22 protein-coding genes are annotated in these 13,947 nt (G+C 40.7%); 9 read left to right on the top strand and 13 right to left on the bottom strand.

Annotation, left to right across the window (positions count from 1 at the left end; all coding sequences use genetic code 11):
• Positions 1-72 precede the first annotated feature (72 nt).
• Positions 73-1,650 carry a glutamine-hydrolyzing GMP synthase gene (gene guaA / locus M1F05_RS11210; protein ID WP_206086582.1) on the top strand — a complete coding sequence of 526 codons (1,578 nt, stop codon included), beginning with the start codon at positions 73-75 and terminating at the stop codon, positions 1,648-1,650.
• Between the two features lie 218 nt (positions 1,651-1,868).
• A complete protein-coding gene (locus M1F05_RS11205) occupies positions 1,869-3,074 on the top strand; it encodes a tyrosine-type recombinase/integrase (RefSeq protein ID WP_206086632.1) in 1,206 nt (401 codons plus the stop codon).
• 5 nt (positions 3,075-3,079) lie between these two features.
• Here the strand turns inward: M1F05_RS11205 and M1F05_RS11200 are convergent, their stop codons facing one another.
• From M1F05_RS11200 to M1F05_RS11140, 13 genes are all read right to left on the bottom strand, one after another.
• Positions 3,080-3,265 (bottom strand): hypothetical protein, encoded by a 186-nt coding sequence (locus M1F05_RS11200; RefSeq protein WP_206086583.1) that lies wholly within the window; start codon positions 3,263-3,265, stop codon positions 3,080-3,082.
• Entirely contained in the window at positions 3,258-3,911 is a 654-nt protein-coding gene (locus M1F05_RS11195) for an MT-A70 family methyltransferase (protein ID WP_206086584.1), read from the bottom strand. The genes M1F05_RS11200 and M1F05_RS11195 overlap by 8 nt, the downstream gene beginning before the upstream one ends.
• 12 nt (positions 3,912-3,923) lie before the next feature.
• Entirely contained in the window at positions 3,924-4,358 is a 435-nt protein-coding gene (locus M1F05_RS11190; RefSeq protein ID WP_206086585.1) for a hypothetical protein, read from the bottom strand.
• Positions 4,359-4,535: 177 nt separating this feature from the next.
• Entirely contained in the window at positions 4,536-4,892 is a 357-nt protein-coding gene (locus M1F05_RS11185; RefSeq protein ID WP_206086586.1) for a phage protein NinX family protein, read from the bottom strand.
• Between the two features lie 336 nt (positions 4,893-5,228).
• The gene (locus tag M1F05_RS11180) at positions 5,229-5,498 is read right to left on the bottom strand and encodes a hypothetical protein (RefSeq protein WP_206086587.1); all 270 of its coding nucleotides are present in this window, start codon (positions 5,496-5,498) and stop codon (positions 5,229-5,231) included.
• The gene (locus M1F05_RS11175; protein ID WP_206086588.1) at positions 5,491-5,778 is read right to left on the bottom strand and encodes a hypothetical protein; all 288 of its coding nucleotides are present in this window, start codon (positions 5,776-5,778) and stop codon (positions 5,491-5,493) included. Before M1F05_RS11175 ends, M1F05_RS11180 begins: the two co-directional genes overlap by 8 nt.
• A gap of 10 nt (positions 5,779-5,788) precedes the next feature.
• Positions 5,789-5,962: a hypothetical protein gene (locus tag M1F05_RS11170; protein WP_181489727.1), complete on the bottom strand. Its 174-nt coding sequence runs from the start codon at positions 5,960-5,962 to the stop codon at positions 5,789-5,791.
• Between the two features lie 37 nt (positions 5,963-5,999).
• Positions 6,000-6,161, bottom strand: coding sequence for a hook protein (locus M1F05_RS11165; RefSeq protein WP_206086589.1), 162 nt, complete (start codon positions 6,159-6,161; stop codon positions 6,000-6,002).
• 34 nt (positions 6,162-6,195) lie between these two features.
• Complete coding sequence (locus M1F05_RS11160) at positions 6,196-6,534, bottom strand: hypothetical protein (protein WP_206086590.1); 339 nt, start codon at positions 6,532-6,534, stop codon at positions 6,196-6,198.
• Positions 6,535-6,569: 35 nt separating this feature from the next.
• Positions 6,570-6,872 carry a hypothetical protein gene (locus tag M1F05_RS11155; protein WP_206086591.1) on the bottom strand — a complete coding sequence of 101 codons (303 nt, stop codon included), beginning with the start codon at positions 6,870-6,872 and terminating at the stop codon, positions 6,570-6,572.
• A gap of 39 nt (positions 6,873-6,911) precedes the next feature.
• A complete protein-coding gene (locus M1F05_RS11150) occupies positions 6,912-7,973 on the bottom strand; it encodes a RecT family recombinase (protein WP_206086592.1) in 1,062 nt (353 codons plus the stop codon).
• Positions 7,974-8,028: 55 nt separating this feature from the next.
• A complete protein-coding gene (locus tag M1F05_RS11145; protein WP_206086593.1) occupies positions 8,029-9,462 on the bottom strand; it encodes a PD-(D/E)XK nuclease-like domain-containing protein in 1,434 nt (477 codons plus the stop codon).
• Between the two features lie 466 nt (positions 9,463-9,928).
• A complete protein-coding gene (locus M1F05_RS11140; RefSeq protein ID WP_272516250.1) occupies positions 9,929-10,390 on the bottom strand; it encodes a helix-turn-helix domain-containing protein in 462 nt (153 codons plus the stop codon).
• Between the two features lie 280 nt (positions 10,391-10,670).
• Here M1F05_RS11140 and M1F05_RS11135 point away from each other — a divergent pair, with 280 nt between their 5' ends.
• The 7 genes from M1F05_RS11135 to M1F05_RS11105 all read left to right on the top strand — a co-directional run bounded on the left by M1F05_RS11135 (position 10,671) and on the right by M1F05_RS11105 (position 13,933).
• On the top strand, positions 10,671-10,892 hold the full coding sequence (locus M1F05_RS11135; protein WP_241016906.1) for a hypothetical protein: 222 nt from the start codon (positions 10,671-10,673) through the stop codon (positions 10,890-10,892).
• A gap of 126 nt (positions 10,893-11,018) precedes the next feature.
• Positions 11,019-11,222 (top strand): hypothetical protein, encoded by a 204-nt coding sequence (locus M1F05_RS11130; RefSeq protein ID WP_144141182.1) that lies wholly within the window; start codon positions 11,019-11,021, stop codon positions 11,220-11,222.
• The gene (locus M1F05_RS11125) at positions 11,219-11,404 is read left to right on the top strand and encodes a hypothetical protein (RefSeq protein WP_144141184.1); all 186 of its coding nucleotides are present in this window, start codon (positions 11,219-11,221) and stop codon (positions 11,402-11,404) included. Before M1F05_RS11130 ends, M1F05_RS11125 begins: the two co-directional genes overlap by 4 nt.
• 9 nt (positions 11,405-11,413) lie before the next feature.
• Complete coding sequence (locus M1F05_RS11120; protein ID WP_241016907.1) at positions 11,414-12,436, top strand: DnaT-like ssDNA-binding domain-containing protein; 1,023 nt, start codon at positions 11,414-11,416, stop codon at positions 12,434-12,436.
• Positions 12,405-12,878 carry a replication protein P gene (locus tag M1F05_RS11115; protein ID WP_206086596.1) on the top strand — a complete coding sequence of 158 codons (474 nt, stop codon included), beginning with the start codon at positions 12,405-12,407 and terminating at the stop codon, positions 12,876-12,878. Before M1F05_RS11120 ends, M1F05_RS11115 begins: the two co-directional genes overlap by 32 nt.
• Positions 12,879-13,100: 222 nt before the next feature.
• Positions 13,101-13,541, top strand: a complete 441-nt coding sequence (locus M1F05_RS11110; RefSeq protein ID WP_241016908.1) for a hypothetical protein — start codon at positions 13,101-13,103, stop codon at positions 13,539-13,541.
• Positions 13,538-13,933: a RusA family crossover junction endodeoxyribonuclease gene (locus tag M1F05_RS11105; RefSeq protein WP_206086598.1), complete on the top strand. Its 396-nt coding sequence runs from the start codon at positions 13,538-13,540 to the stop codon at positions 13,931-13,933. The genes M1F05_RS11110 and M1F05_RS11105 overlap by 4 nt, the downstream gene beginning before the upstream one ends.
• Positions 13,934-13,947 lie beyond the last annotated feature (14 nt).

Genomic DNA, 13,947 nt, shown 5'->3' with positions numbered 1-13,947 from the left:
CAGGGTGGTGTGTTGATGTATTGCACATCACCAATTTTTATTTTTGACTTGAATTTTTGGAATTCTCCTCAAATGACAACAAATATCCATAAGCATCGCATCCTTATCCTTGACTTCGGTTCGCAATATACACAGCTGATTGCCCGCCGTATCCGTGAAATTGGCGTTTATTGTGAACTCTGGGCGTGGGACGTTACAGAAGAGCAAATTCGAGAATTTAATCCAAATGGTATTATTCTTTCTGGTGGCCCAGAAAGTACGACTGAGAATGATAGCCCACGAGCACCCGACTACGTCTTCAACGCAGGCGTACCTGTATTAGGAATTTGCTATGGCATGCAAACCATGTCAATGCAACTGGGTGGTGCTGTTGAAGTTTCAGGTGAACGTGAGTTTGGTTACGCAAACGTTGAAATCACTGAACAATGTGAATTATTCCGGGATATCAAAGACTCTCTCAATGAAGCGGGCAAACCTGTTTTAGACGTGTGGATGAGCCATGGCGACAAAGTAACGGCTATCCCTGCGGACTTCAAAACGATTGCAAGCACACCAAGCTGCCCGTATGCCATCATGGCAAACGAAGAGAAAAAATTCTACGGTGTACAGTTCCACCCAGAAGTAACTCACACTCATCAAGGTTTAAATATTTTATCCCGTTTCGTCAAAGATATTTGTCAATGTGAAGCATTATGGACACCTGCTGCAATTATCGAAGACACTGTTGCGCGCTTGAAAGAGCAAATCGGTGATGACCACGTATTGCTGGCATTGTCAGGTGGTGTTGATTCTTCAGTTACCGCTTTACTGTTAAACCGCGCTATTGGTAAACGCTTAACGTGCGTGTTTGTTGATAACGGCTTATTACGTTTAAACGAAGCAGACCAAGTGATGGAAATGTTTGCAGGTAAATTTGACCTGAACATTATCCATGCTAAAGCTGAAGATCGTTTCTTAAATGCCTTAGCGGGGATCAGCGATCCTGAAGCGAAACGTAAGAAAATTGGTCATGTGTTTATTGAAGTTTTCGATGAAGAGTCATCTAAACTACCAAATATCAAGTGGTTAGCACAAGGGACTATCTACCCAGACGTTATTGAGTCAGCAGCATCTGCAACTGGTAAAGCACACGTCATTAAATCTCACCACAATGTGGGTGGATTGCCAGATGACATGAAACTTGGCTTAGTGGAGCCGTTAAAAGAGCTGTTCAAAGACGAAGTGCGTAAAATTGGCTTAGAGTTAGGCCTACCTTATGACATGTTATATCGTCACCCATTCCCAGGCCCAGGTTTAGGGGTTCGTGTATTAGGTGAAGTGAAGAAAGAGTACTGTGACTTACTGCGCCGTGCAGATGCTATCTTTATCGAAGAGCTACATAAAGCTGACTTATATCATAAAGTTAGCCAAGCATTCACTGTGTTCTTACCTGTTCGCTCTGTTGGCGTTATGGGCGATGGCCGTAAATATGACTGGGTTGTTTCACTGCGTGCAGTTGAAACCATCGACTTTATGACTGCTCATTGGGCACACTTACCATATGATTTCTTAGGCCGCGTTTCTAACCGCATCATCAATGAGGTTAATGGTATTTCCCGCGTGGTTTATGATATCAGCGGCAAGCCACCTGCGACGATTGAGTGGGAATAATATAGTTATTGTTGATAACAGTTTTTAGTTATTGATAAATCCAAAGGCATCAGTTAGTTACTGGTGCCTTTTTGTTTTTAACAGTTTTTAGCAGTTGACAATTGCCGATAATTTTGACGGTATATATGACGGTATCAGAAATAATAATGACTAAATTGATAACTCAATACCGTCGAATAAAACATAAAAATGACGGTATCACGCAAAGGAATACCGACGTGTTAACCGATAAAAAATTAAAGAGCTTAAAGCCAGAAGATAAGCTATACAAGGTAGCTGATCGTGACGGTTTGTATGTTGCTGTTACAAAAACAGGTTCCATATCATTTAGATATGATTACCGATTTAACGGGCGTAGAGAAACGATAACGTTTGGACGCTACAGCGATGACGGTATTACGCTTGCAGAAGCAAGGGAAATGCTAATTGACGCCAAAAAGACGCTGAACGCAGGCGTATCACCAGCTTCACAGAAGCGAGACGGTATTACAAAACGTAAAGTGGGGTTAACCCTAAAAGACTATACCGTCAAATACCTATCAGAAACCCGTTTCGCAGACAGCACGCTAGATATGAAGACTGCTATTGTCGAAAGGGATCTATACCCAACACTGGGTAAACTACAGCTAGAAGAAATCACGACACAAAAGGTTAGGGCCTTATGTGAAAAAATTAAGGAGCGTGGCGGCAAGGCAACGGCTTTGCAGATACGTGAAATTGTTGGCTCTGTGTTCGACTACGTGATTGATCGTGGCTATGAGATAGAAAACCCTGTTAGTAGCATTAAAGCCTCTTCAATAGCTACCTTCGAGGCACGTGATAGGGCAATGACAGCTAAAGAAGTCGGAATATTTTTTAATGAGTTAGAAAATTATAGCTGTTATCCAACACTAAAGCTGGCTGTTAAGTTTGTGATATTAACGTTGGTTAGAAAAAGTGAATTTATAAAAGCGACATGGAGTGAAATAGATTTTGAGGAAAGGGCTTGGATCATACCTAAGGCGAGGATGAAAGGAAGAAGGGCGCACGTAATTTATTTATCTGAGCAAGCCTACGATATTCTCATTGGCTTAAAGGCCTGTGCTATGGGGAGTGAATATTTGATACCAGGTAGACATGATGTTAGCAAGCATATGTCTAATGCATCATTAAACAATGTGATCACTGGTGTTATTAAACGCATTAATGATAAAGGGATTAATTTTGAGCCGTTGACGGTACATGACCTGAGGAGAACAGCCAGCACATTGCTACATGAGGCTGGCTTCAATTCTGACTGGATAGAGAAGTGTTTAGCCCATGAGCAAAAAGGCGTACGTGCTGTTTATAACAAAGCAGAGTATGCAGAGCAGCGCCGCGATATGCTACAGCAGTGGGCTAATATGGTGGATGGTTGGATAGAAAAAGAGAGGGGTAAAATTTAAGAGATTTATTTTTCTGAGCCTAAAACTTTTGTGGCCAGTAAAGTTGATAACATTGATGCACCAACCACCAGCCAAAGTATGGAATAAAAAAGCCGCTCTATAATTACTGGGCGGCTGTCGTTATCTGCACCAATTGCAGAGAATACATATCCTGCAATCCATGCGTACGCTATCAAAATGAATTCAATCAATCGTGGCCTCCTTAGTTATAAATTGTGGCCCAATAAGTTCAATGCTGTTATTCGGGCATTCATTGCCCCAAGCGTCCCAACCTTGCGACATGTCACGCGCAAATAATTCTATGCGATTAACGTCACCGTATAACTGCTCAAGCCTATTTTTAACCTCCCAAGGCTTTTGGCTGTGTTCACCCAAGCAACTAAACACAACCTGTTTAACGCTGGCACTCATGCGCTCCAAGCCGCTGCCGCGAGTGGCTATTAATACATCCTCGCTATTGGCCCTGGTGTAGTTACCACCATTCATTTTGGTTTCTGCATTGAGTAGATCCAGGATATCATGCCAATCAAACAGAGTGCCATTTTGCAGGGCTTTATCAAAACGTTCATGAGCTAGTGAATTGAACTTAACCCATGTAAACGCTTTTGACGTTCGTACGGTAAAGCCCCACGCTTTGGCTAGCTCAAATGCTTCTTGCACAAAATTACCTGTATACCACATGGCAAGGACTGCATTATCTGCGGCAATGGTATGAACGGGTAGGTGTTTTAAATCAAATAGGCTGGTTGTTTGGTAATGGTTATTGGCGGCACCGTTGGAAACTTTATTGCTGTATTGCCAAGGGGGATCACAATACAGCAGTTTGTATTTTTTCATTCATTACCTTTTTTATTCTCGTAAAGTATGAGAGAAATTAAAAATCAGAACTCTATCAGCTTCTTTGATATCTTTTATTAAACAATACCTTTTGATAAGTTGCTCTTTTGATTCAAGTCCATGCCTTTTAGCGTCATCGTTAGTTAGCTCTGAAAGCGGCTTAACTTCTGCATGTTCGATATTTAAAGTTAACCTTACCATTTCATCTGGCATGTCTGCAGCATTGAACTGCTTATACTCTTCTGTTGGTTTTTCAGAAGCATTATATTTGACTATGTCATTATAAATAAAATAATGCTCTTTGATGTGTAATTGTTTGCCTACATGTGAAAAAATGTACTCTACTATATCGCTGACAGCATGCCTGATAACTTGTGTTTGTTGCTTGTTTATAATCCCCTTAACATCCCTTTGGCTAAGATAGAACCTATTTTTTATACTTTGCATTTTCACTACCCTATATGTGTTTAATTTCAAAAAATTTATCACATAAACAGCATGATAAGTCAATCTAATCATTTATATAATCCAGTTTCTTTACCTGCGCTTTCACCTTCTTTTATCGTTTTAATTTCATTAAGAATGAATTGATACTTGTCAGATGTTATTGCGTGTTTACCTAATTTAATTTACATTGTTATTCTCCGCATCCCTCATTAAAAGAAATAATTCCATAGCAGCGCGTAGTGGGTTTTTATTATTTGACTCCATACCCCATATAACTTCTCTTTCTCCTATATCATAGAAGCCAGATGCAGCACACCAGTTTTCTATTCCTAGTTTGTGCGCTGGAAATATAGCGATGTCATTCTCGATAATAATCGGCATTGCGTCGGCTGGATTGTTGCAGGGGTCGAAAACATTACCATCTACATAAATAGTTTTATTATCATATTGCTCGATGAAATCTGAATATTTATGAATCATAACTGCGATTCTTCTATTAATCTTGAAGTCAGATAGTTCGGTGTATTTGTTCATTGATTAACTCCAGCTCGTCAGGTTTAAAATTAGCCATAGTCCCATATTTATCTTGAACTATAACGCTATGAATATAATTATTATTATTTTCAATTACTGTGAATGTTATATTTTTAAATCTTACTAAGTCGTCACTCTGCTTTACTTTGACTTTATCGCCAATTATGAACTTCACGAATCACCTCTCCGCACTTAATTTCAACATCCCGCACCATCATTATCTGCATAGCACGGCTCTCGCATTCTTGCTGTGTGTATATTTGCTCAGATACAGGCACAGCAGAACCCTGTATTAGCATGGGTAATACATATCCGATTATTTGCATGGTTATTTGTTTAATTATTTTTGTTATTCAGTAAATTTATGATGTCATTTATTTGGTCGCGCAATGCTTCAAATGATTTAACATTATCGCTTACAATAAAAACCAAAGGTTCTAAGTCGTTAAGCGTAATACCTTCTGGGTGATTGAATTTTACTCCAATATCTCTTTTACTATCTTGTCGTGGAGATATTGCCAAGCCAACTTTATTTACCTCTTTAACATCTATTGTTGAAAGTATTTTATCGCCCATACCTAATTCTATTACTAAGAAATTATCCATTTTTTATTTTCACTCCCTGTCTTTTTAACATTTCAGCTGATTCAGTAATAGCCCTGTTATACCCAAAGGCATAACTATTATCTTGCGACGGATTAGGCTCTTTAGCTGGTAATTCAACATCCAAACTCTCGCGTGATGCTTGCCAGCTAATCCACATTAAATCTACATGCTGGTCAGCGTAATTTAACCCGTTATTTGCACGTTTAAGTTTTGATTCAAATTCTGACGGGTCGCTAAGTTGCTTTATTATCTCTTCAAATTGCTGCCTTGATTTATCCATCACTCCACCTTTAATCTTCAGGTTGTACCCAGTAATCAATAAGCGACTCTATTGCATCGCTAATAATTACACCTTGCTCAGATTCAGTTAATTGGTTCCATTCAGCCTCGGTCATTCCTAAACCAGTTTCAGAATCAGAGCCAACCTTATTTGTCCTTGCAACTAAAACCATCTGCTTACTCATATTCATTCCTCTTATTGCATCCCTGCGAGTTAAATTATTACGTTGGGTTTACTAGCTCATACGCATCATTAACGTGGCCTTGCTCTATTGCATAATAAGTACCGCTTCCATCAAATTCACATTCTTCACAGTTGCGGTATATATCAGTGATGGCTTGTTTTAACTTTGTGTTTTCTTCTTGTAACTGTTCAATAGTCATATCTATCTCCTGTTTGCATCCTTGCAAATATTCCCTAATTCCAATTAGATGCGAATTCTATAATTAAATCGTCTATTTCATCGTTTGTTGTCTCTTCATTGAGAAATAGCCGAGCTTCAGTAATATACTTTTCTCGGTTCTTGGTGAAAAAAGATGAAAACTCAGGAGACCAGCCATGCCGATACCCATTAAAATCAAATTTAGCATTACTCTCTGCTAGTTCCTGAATCATTGAATCAGCAGCGACAATGGCAATATCACGCCAAAACCCTTTCAAATCTCGTTTACGCCAGTATGGTGAAATCTTCGAATCGCAAACATCTTTAAATCGTAGCTTCCAGCGACGAATACAGCGACCATGTAAAGTTTTCATGGTTATATCCTTTGGTTAAATCACATAGGGAAGGGTCATTGCTTGGCCTTTTTAGCACCAGGTGCTTGTCTGGCTTGCTTTATGTTTTCTTCGTCTTCTTTGTACATGGTTGGATTGGTGATGCAGTCATCTAAATAAGCGTTTACCTCATCCAATAAGTAAACATGCTTGCGCGGGGCTAGATAGATTTTTCTTAGAATACCTTCTTTATCGCGGCTATCTAATGCCGTTCTACCCAAGCCAGTTAATTTTTTAACTAAGTCAGAAGAAATAACTTTCCCAATGGTACCGATTTCTTCTATGCCAATAATTTCTAATTTTAATGATTCTAAATTCATAATTTCCCCTAAGGTGGGGCGAACCCCACCACAAGTTTATTATTGGTATTCGTCTTTCATGTCGTTCAACGTCAGGCTGAATGAATCGAACAACTCATCTCCAAGCTTGCGTTTGTTGGCGTTAAGGAATTGAACAACCTTATCGAAAGCTGCTTTAGCTTCTGGTGATCCACCTGCAGGCAGGCTGTTAATTTGGGCTTCAAGGTTGTTATTTGCATCGATGCGGTGATAGGCCTGAACCGCTTTATTTTTCAACTCTGTGAACAGTGCGGTACCAAGTGATGATTTAAGCTCATCAATTTGTAATCGAATTTCTTTAACTTCATCCAGTGTAGAAGCAACAGTAATTGATTGGCGCAGTAATTCAGGGTTAAAACCATCATCAACAATTTCACCTGTGATTACATCGTTATCGCCGCTGGTGGCTTCGTGATGCTGCTCAGGCTCATTTTGCTGAGTAATTTCATTGAGGCTTACACGCTCTTTTGGTGGAGTAACATCTTTGATGGTGCGCTCTTCAAGTTCATCTGGCGTATAAACCCCCATGATCACCTCAGGGCAATAGAGGCGAGACCAGTATTTAACAGCCAAGTAAGCAATTTGTTGCTTAGGCATGGTTTTCCATAGCGGTGAGTTACGCGTTTGAACATCGGCTAAGTAAACTGGTTCACCGTACGTAATTTCCGTTTCACCTCTGAGAACTGCACCAACACGAATATATAAACCTGATTCGTCACGATTTTCTTTTTTGCCTACAATCTTTTCCCAGTCACCGCCGTATTCGTAATGGAAACGACCTGTAACAACGTTTGAGCTTGTGATCACCGCATTGACCAACTGAGCTTCATAACCAAGCGTGCCGTTAATTAAATGTGTTTTTTGGCCTACTACAAATGGGTCCATTCCCCAGCGAGACGCTTGCATTGTGATAGCTAAGCAATCGGCTGGTTTTCCCTGTAAATGTTTAGGTACCGTCGCAGTACCAGATGCCATTAAATCAGCAACACGGATAACACAATTCATTGCTTCCGTATTAAAAAGGAGTGACATGTTATTCATGACACTGGTTTGCGGTTGATTACTTAAAGCGATTTCTGACATGATGATTACCTCTAAATTGATAAGCGCCACGCAGTAAGCAGGGCGCTAGAATGGATTAAGCTTCTAATTGAAGTTCTTCTAACTTGCGTGTTTCAAGGTCAGTAAGATTAATTGTGAGTGTTTCTGTGACAGGGGCAGGCCATACGCCAGTATTCATTGAGTTATTGATATCGCGTAGCGTCTTTTTGTACTCTAATCTGCCTAGCTCTAATAACTCTGGTGAAGCTTCGACGATTGCAACCCAGTGGTAATCTTCGTCTTTGTTAACGAATATCCAGAAGAACTGGTCTAGCATGGCAATATCGCAGTACATTGCAGCGCTGACATGGTAATCACGGTTAATGATTTCTTTGCGTATCATTGCGGTGATAGCATCCTGCTTATATCGTCCTAATGAAGCTGATTTAAGGTCAAAACCAACTCTTAGGTTTTCGTCATACTGGATCTCTAAGTCAGGACGTACGCGAACTTCTAAGCCTGTGTCATCGTCGATACCGTAATAACTAACTTCAACTGCACGGTTAGGATTGGTTACCAGTTTTCCAGCCTCTGGATGGTCAAATACAGCTTGCTGCATCGCTTTACCTAAGCGGTACTGATCACCTGTTATACGAATTCGCGATTCATCCGCTTGCCATGCGCTGATTAAATCATCTTCAAAAACTGCGTCAGGCTTAACGGCTTTAACGGAGGCAGCTAACTCTTCTTTCTTGCCTGTTAATTTAAGCTGCTCTGCTTTTGGCTTGTCAGCGTTATATTCACGAATGAATGTTTTAATTGAGTCCGTATTAGTAAACGCACCAGCAGGAATAGTAGGCGCTAGGCTAAATTCATCTTCAACTTTTTCAGGTTCTAAAACTAAGGTGTGAAATAAGCTACCGAAGTCTAAGGCCTCTGAGCGCTCACGCTGGATAACTTTACTGATGTGACGGCGTTCGAAGTACATCAAGCTGATACGGCCATCTTTCAACATCGTGCTACTAATACCGTTTGATGAATGGTAATCATCATTTGAAACATCGGTATAACGCCCAGGTTCAAAGTATGGCGGTACCAAATGCAAGGAACATTCTTGCATAACTTCTGGCTCAACATTACCAATTTGTTTATCTTCACTGGCGTGAGTAATCACATCAGGTTTAGCAGGTTCGATTACTTCCTCTTTATCAGGTGAAACCAAAGACTGGAAGTATTTCTTGCGGTCAATATTAGAACGGAATTTATCAGGGTTCTTAATGACATGAATGTAAGCGTTGATAATGTCGTTATCATGTAGAAACATCAGCTTTGGCGTTGAGGTAGTAGTAATGCTTAACTCAAAAGCTACCTTTTCGAACGGTTCAAACTCTTCGCTGGTGGCTGCTTTGTTCAAGTGGTTTGTTAGCTTATCAATATTTTCAGGCGTGTTAATGTCATTGGCCATTAAGATTGCGCTAACAATGTTGCTTAGCTTGCGTTGTTCAAATTGCTCTTGTTCTTGATTGCTCATTAGATAATTCCTTGTCGGTTTGAATTGCTACACAGGTAGTAAAGGCCCATACGATGCCTTCTTTAAAACTGATAAATGCTTTCTTGTTCCCACGTACGATGAATACATGAAAACCATTTTCGATAAAAAACATCATTTCAATCACCTATTAATAAACAAATTGTTTATGTTTGTGGTGTGAAAAAAATCCAGCTAAAACAGCTAGATTGATTAATATTGTCACTGTCCAAATCTTGCATTCCGAATCTACGGGTTAGCTAAGACATTCTGCGGCTCACAGAATTTAGGAGTGTGATAGCCATTCTCGATTGTTAAAGAGCGTTAACCTTGCGGGTTAATGTGAGATAAAGAATAAACCATAAACGACAGTTGTCAACTGTTAAAAACAATAAAATAACCAAATTGTTTATCTTTTGTGTGAATAAAAAAGCCAGCTCGAGGCTGGCTATAAATGTAATGCTTTGTTTTACTTTTCGTTTTTGGCAATGATAAACTCAATAAAGTCTTGTATCTTTTCTTTTTCATTGTCGGGCAATGCCGCAAACTTTTTATGGTCGTAGTGTAAAACGTCTTCATCATCTTTAGACATGAGTAGTTCGTACGGTTTCCTACCTAGTGCATCGGCAATTGCCGCAACGCTATCGACGGTAGCACTGGACTCATTCTTGATAATACGGTTTACAGTTGCTTGGCCTAACCCTGACTTAACTGACAGCTGGGCCTGTGATTTGAAACCGTCAATCATCATATACGTAGTGATGTTATCACCAAGTATGCGGCCAATGTCGGTAGGCTGGCGTGCTAACTCATCCGCAATTTGTTCAGCGGGCACATTTAAGTGATCCTTGTCCATGTAATACTTAGGCAGCTTGGTAAGGTGCTCAATCTTTCTGGCAATAGGATCGCTAAGCGAACGGTGGCTTTTCATGTCTGAGGACATTAAATAACGAGAAATAACATTAGGAGCACAACCAAGCGCTGCCGCTAGGCTCTTCTGTTTCCCTTCGTAATGCTTTTCTATCACAAAGACAAGATTGTCTCTTCTGATATCCTGAATGCTTTTCACTGTATTTTTCCCTTGCGTTTATTTTGTTCGATATTGTTTATTCTGTTTATCTATTAAATATCAAATTAACCCTTTAGGTAAATTACCGATTTGGTTATCATGATTTGAAATTGTGCATCGGTTTATCTTTATGGTGGTTGATATGAAAGATTTTAACTTCAAAACATTCTGGAATGGTCTATCTAAGCATGAGCGCCAGCAATTTGCAGACAGCGCAAATTTGACCGTTCAGTATGTTTCTATCCATCTGCGCTATTGCAGTCGTAGCGTATCATTACAGACAGCTAAGAGGTTGCAGAAGGCTCTTAATACATTCGGAATAGAGCTAACGCTAGATCAAATAGCAGACAAATTTATGAAGTAAATCACACTAGGCCGCGAAAGCGGTCTTTTTTTGATTAGATGGATAAACAATAACGTTTAAATGGTTGTTTATTTTTTCTGTAGCGTATAATCTTACTGCTAATTAATCATAGATAAAGAGGTATCAATGAAGATTATCACTAGAAAGGAGGCCGTTACGAATGGCCTTAGTCGTTTTTATACGGGAAAACCATGCAGGCATGGGCACGATTCAGAACGATTCACTAGCAATGGTGTTTGTGTTGAATGCTCAGCAATTAACTCAGCGGCTTATCGCAAAGAGATAAGCAAGCTACTAAAGCAGGCAAGAGAAATGGGGGTACAGGCATGAAAGCACGTATTAATGAAAACGCCACAATTATTATTGAGCCTGAAACAGATGAAGAAGTAGCGATGTTAAAACTGTGGCATCAACTCAACTATTCAGAAAACACGACCTACTGTGAGCTAATCAATACTAGCTGCCTTGCATCAATTGAAATAGACGGAATTAGTGATAACGCTACGGCGTAGAGGTGGCCTATGTCTACATATAAATGGCTTAGGCTCTGGCATGACATGCCTAACGATCCTAAATGGAGAACAATTTCAAGGGCTTCAAAGCAGCCAATTGCATTAGTTCAGGCTGTTTACATTCATCTTCTTGTTGATGCGTCACAGAATGTCACGAAATGTCACGATGTGTCACAACGCGGTCACGTGACAGTCACGATTGAAGATTTAGCAAGTGCCCTGGATGTTGAAAATGAACAGATTGAAGCTGTTTTAAATGCCATGCAGGGGCGTGTTTTAGATGGCTCAAAAATTACTGGTTGGGAGAGCCGCCAGCCAAAAAAGGAAGACTTAGGAAACGCAGAAACAGGAGCAAAATCAGCAGCTCAGCGAAAAAGAGAGCAACGCGAAAGAGAAAGAGTTCAAAGAGAGGAAGAGCGAAATAAAAATGCATGTCACGAAGATGTCACGAAATGTCACGATGTGTCACAACAAGATAAAGATAAGAATAGAGATATAAAAGATCCTCTCTCTAATACGCGCGAGGATAATTTTCAATCTGATCCGAATGCCAATAATTCTATCTTGAATGGTCGTGTTCCAGCTGGTGGTTTTGGTGTGAATGATAAATTTGTGATGTATCACGGCTGGGAGCCTGATCAGGATTTTACGCAAAAGGCCGCGTACTGGGGAACGATACTCAAAGAGCCGTTACAGCCTCATGAGCTAGCCGAGTTTATAACTTACTGGGGGGCAGAGGGAAAAGCCAAAACACACGAGCAATGGGAACTAGCCCTTGCTAACGGTCTGAAACGCAGTCGATTGAAAAATGAAAAGGTGGTGAAAAATGGGGCAGGTGAATTCAAATTTGATCCAGCTGCGGGGAAATCGAGAGCAGTTCAGAAAGTCGAACACGCAATCAGGGCAAAGCACGGACAGGAATATCTCGACTCTTTGGCTCAAACTGACGGAGCTGTATGGGGACAAATGGACCAACAAGAATGGAGCGGAACCGTCATTGATGTGGAAACAAGCGCTAAGAGCATTGAGTGACCAGCAACTGGACGGATTGTTTAAATTCTGTATCGACCGCTGCATGAATGGCAATCCATGGCCACCAGAGTTATCAGACGTGATTGTCGCGTTAGCTGATGAAGCAGCCAAGTGCAATCCGTTTGGTATCTCATTTGATGTGATGCTTACTGACTGGAAACGCTATTGCCGTGATCGTGGCATGTATGACAGCGCTGAAATGTACCCATACAGACATCATGTTCAGTATTGGATATTTACTGATACTCGCAGAAAGATGATTGATCTCCGCATGACCGAGCCAGAAGTCGAAAAGGCATTGAAAAAATCATTACTTGAATGGTCTGAGAAGGTAGCCGCTGGTGGAAAAATACCAAAGCCCACCCTAAGGCTTGCTGATAAATCAAAACCTCGTCCTGCGTGGATGGATATAATTGAAAAAGGTAAACAACGGACACAATAAGATTCAAAGGTTATCAAAATCGTTAGCAGGATTAACATACAGGCACTTTTGATATACAGGATGATAAATCCCATAGGTTGAATGTGAAAATCAAATGTAGAGCGTTACAGAGCGTTTTAAATGGTGGTAAGAAAATCAATTCTTACTGATTTTTTATGGTTGAAAAGATAAACAAATTGTTTATATTAACCGCGTGGGTTAATCGAATTCGAGGTAATGGTTATGTTATTTCAGGATAGAGTGATTGAGGTACTCAAATCAGGCAAGAGCATGTCGATTAAAGGCCTACGAGCTTACTTTGAGGGTAACGGCGTTAAGGCTTCGTACAACACCGTTAAGTTCGCATTAGGGCAACTTGAATACTTTGATGTTATTTCGTTGGTAACCGTTGAAGAAGACGGAGTAAGAGCGTTTGGCTACAAGCTGAATGACAACTACGAAGCGGGATTGACAAGACAAGCAAACAGCGGTCAGCGCCACAAGGTAAGGGCTAGTAAGCCAAGCAAGCCCAAGAAACCAGTTGTTCCTGTTGTGGTTCCTGAGTATGGGCCATGGTGCCAAACAGGTGAGCCAGCGCGCTTGCACCTCATGTTTAATGAATTACTGGCGAAGCCTAGGGCGAAGCCTAGGGCGAAGCGTATCAAGCGAGGCTTGGCTGTATGAAAACCCTTGAATATCCAGTTGTGCCCGTACCTAAGCCACGAATGACTCAGCGTGACAAATGGCAGAAGCGACCAGCGGTAATGCGTTATAGGGCGTTCTGCGACGAGGTGAGAGCAAGAGGTATTAACCTGCCTGAAAGCGATTACCACGTGATTTTTGTTATGCCTATGCCCAAGTCATGGAGCAAGAAAAAACAGGCTGAAATGGACGGTAAGCCCCACCAGCAAAAACCAGACAAGGACAACCTCGAAAAAGCCTTACTGGACGCCATCTTTGACGATGATTCGCGTATCTGGGATGGACGAGTTTCTAAGGTGTGGGGAGCCACTGGAATGATAAGGGTAAGGTTACCAGAAAAATCGACAATTCATGAACTTGTTACCAGTGGGTAAATAAGTGATTGAAA

Origin of the sequence: Providencia sp. PROV252 (assembly GCF_033676005.1) — a bacterium.
GTDB classification, from domain to species: domain Bacteria; phylum Pseudomonadota; class Gammaproteobacteria; order Enterobacterales; family Enterobacteriaceae; genus Providencia; species Providencia vermicola.
Note: the sequence above shows the minus strand (reverse complement) of the source record. Positions and strands in the feature narration are given on the sequence as shown.

Excerpts from the sequence above, each read along its gene's own strand:
- guaA (WP_206086582.1), top strand. The coding sequence starts at position 73 with ATGACAACAAATATCCATAAGCATCGCATCCTTATCCTTGACTTCGGT.
- M1F05_RS11195 (WP_206086584.1), bottom strand. The coding sequence starts at position 3,911 with ATGAAAAAATACAAACTGCTGTATTGTGATCCCCCTTGGCAATACAGC.
- M1F05_RS11190 (WP_206086585.1), bottom strand. The coding sequence starts at position 4,358 with ATGCAAAGTATAAAAAATAGGTTCTATCTTAGCCAAAGGGATGTTAAG.
- M1F05_RS11185 (WP_206086586.1), bottom strand. The coding sequence starts at position 4,892 with ATGAACAAATACACCGAACTATCTGACTTCAAGATTAATAGAAGAATC.
- M1F05_RS11180 (WP_206086587.1), bottom strand. The coding sequence starts at position 5,498 with ATGGATAATTTCTTAGTAATAGAATTAGGTATGGGCGATAAAATACTT.
- M1F05_RS11175 (WP_206086588.1), bottom strand. The coding sequence starts at position 5,778 with ATGGATAAATCAAGGCAGCAATTTGAAGAGATAATAAAGCAACTTAGC.
- M1F05_RS11170 (WP_181489727.1), bottom strand. The coding sequence starts at position 5,962 with ATGAGTAAGCAGATGGTTTTAGTTGCAAGGACAAATAAGGTTGGCTCT.
- M1F05_RS11165 (WP_206086589.1), bottom strand. The coding sequence starts at position 6,161 with ATGACTATTGAACAGTTACAAGAAGAAAACACAAAGTTAAAACAAGCC.
- M1F05_RS11160 (WP_206086590.1), bottom strand. The coding sequence starts at position 6,534 with ATGAAAACTTTACATGGTCGCTGTATTCGTCGCTGGAAGCTACGATTT.
- M1F05_RS11155 (WP_206086591.1), bottom strand. The coding sequence starts at position 6,872 with ATGAATTTAGAATCATTAAAATTAGAAATTATTGGCATAGAAGAAATC.
- M1F05_RS11150 (WP_206086592.1), bottom strand. The coding sequence starts at position 7,973 with ATGTCAGAAATCGCTTTAAGTAATCAACCGCAAACCAGTGTCATGAAT.
- M1F05_RS11145 (WP_206086593.1), bottom strand. The coding sequence starts at position 9,462 with ATGAGCAATCAAGAACAAGAGCAATTTGAACAACGCAAGCTAAGCAAC.
- M1F05_RS11140 (WP_272516250.1), bottom strand. The coding sequence starts at position 10,390 with ATGAAAAGCCACCGTTCGCTTAGCGATCCTATTGCCAGAAAGATTGAG.
- M1F05_RS11135 (WP_241016906.1), top strand. The coding sequence starts at position 10,671 with ATGAAAGATTTTAACTTCAAAACATTCTGGAATGGTCTATCTAAGCAT.
- M1F05_RS11130 (WP_144141182.1), top strand. The coding sequence starts at position 11,019 with ATGAAGATTATCACTAGAAAGGAGGCCGTTACGAATGGCCTTAGTCGT.
- M1F05_RS11125 (WP_144141184.1), top strand. The coding sequence starts at position 11,219 with ATGAAAGCACGTATTAATGAAAACGCCACAATTATTATTGAGCCTGAA.
- M1F05_RS11120 (WP_241016907.1), top strand. The coding sequence starts at position 11,414 with ATGTCTACATATAAATGGCTTAGGCTCTGGCATGACATGCCTAACGAT.
- M1F05_RS11115 (WP_206086596.1), top strand. The coding sequence starts at position 12,405 with ATGTGGAAACAAGCGCTAAGAGCATTGAGTGACCAGCAACTGGACGGA.
- M1F05_RS11110 (WP_241016908.1), top strand. The coding sequence starts at position 13,101 with ATGTTATTTCAGGATAGAGTGATTGAGGTACTCAAATCAGGCAAGAGC.
- M1F05_RS11105 (WP_206086598.1), top strand. The coding sequence starts at position 13,538 with ATGAAAACCCTTGAATATCCAGTTGTGCCCGTACCTAAGCCACGAATG.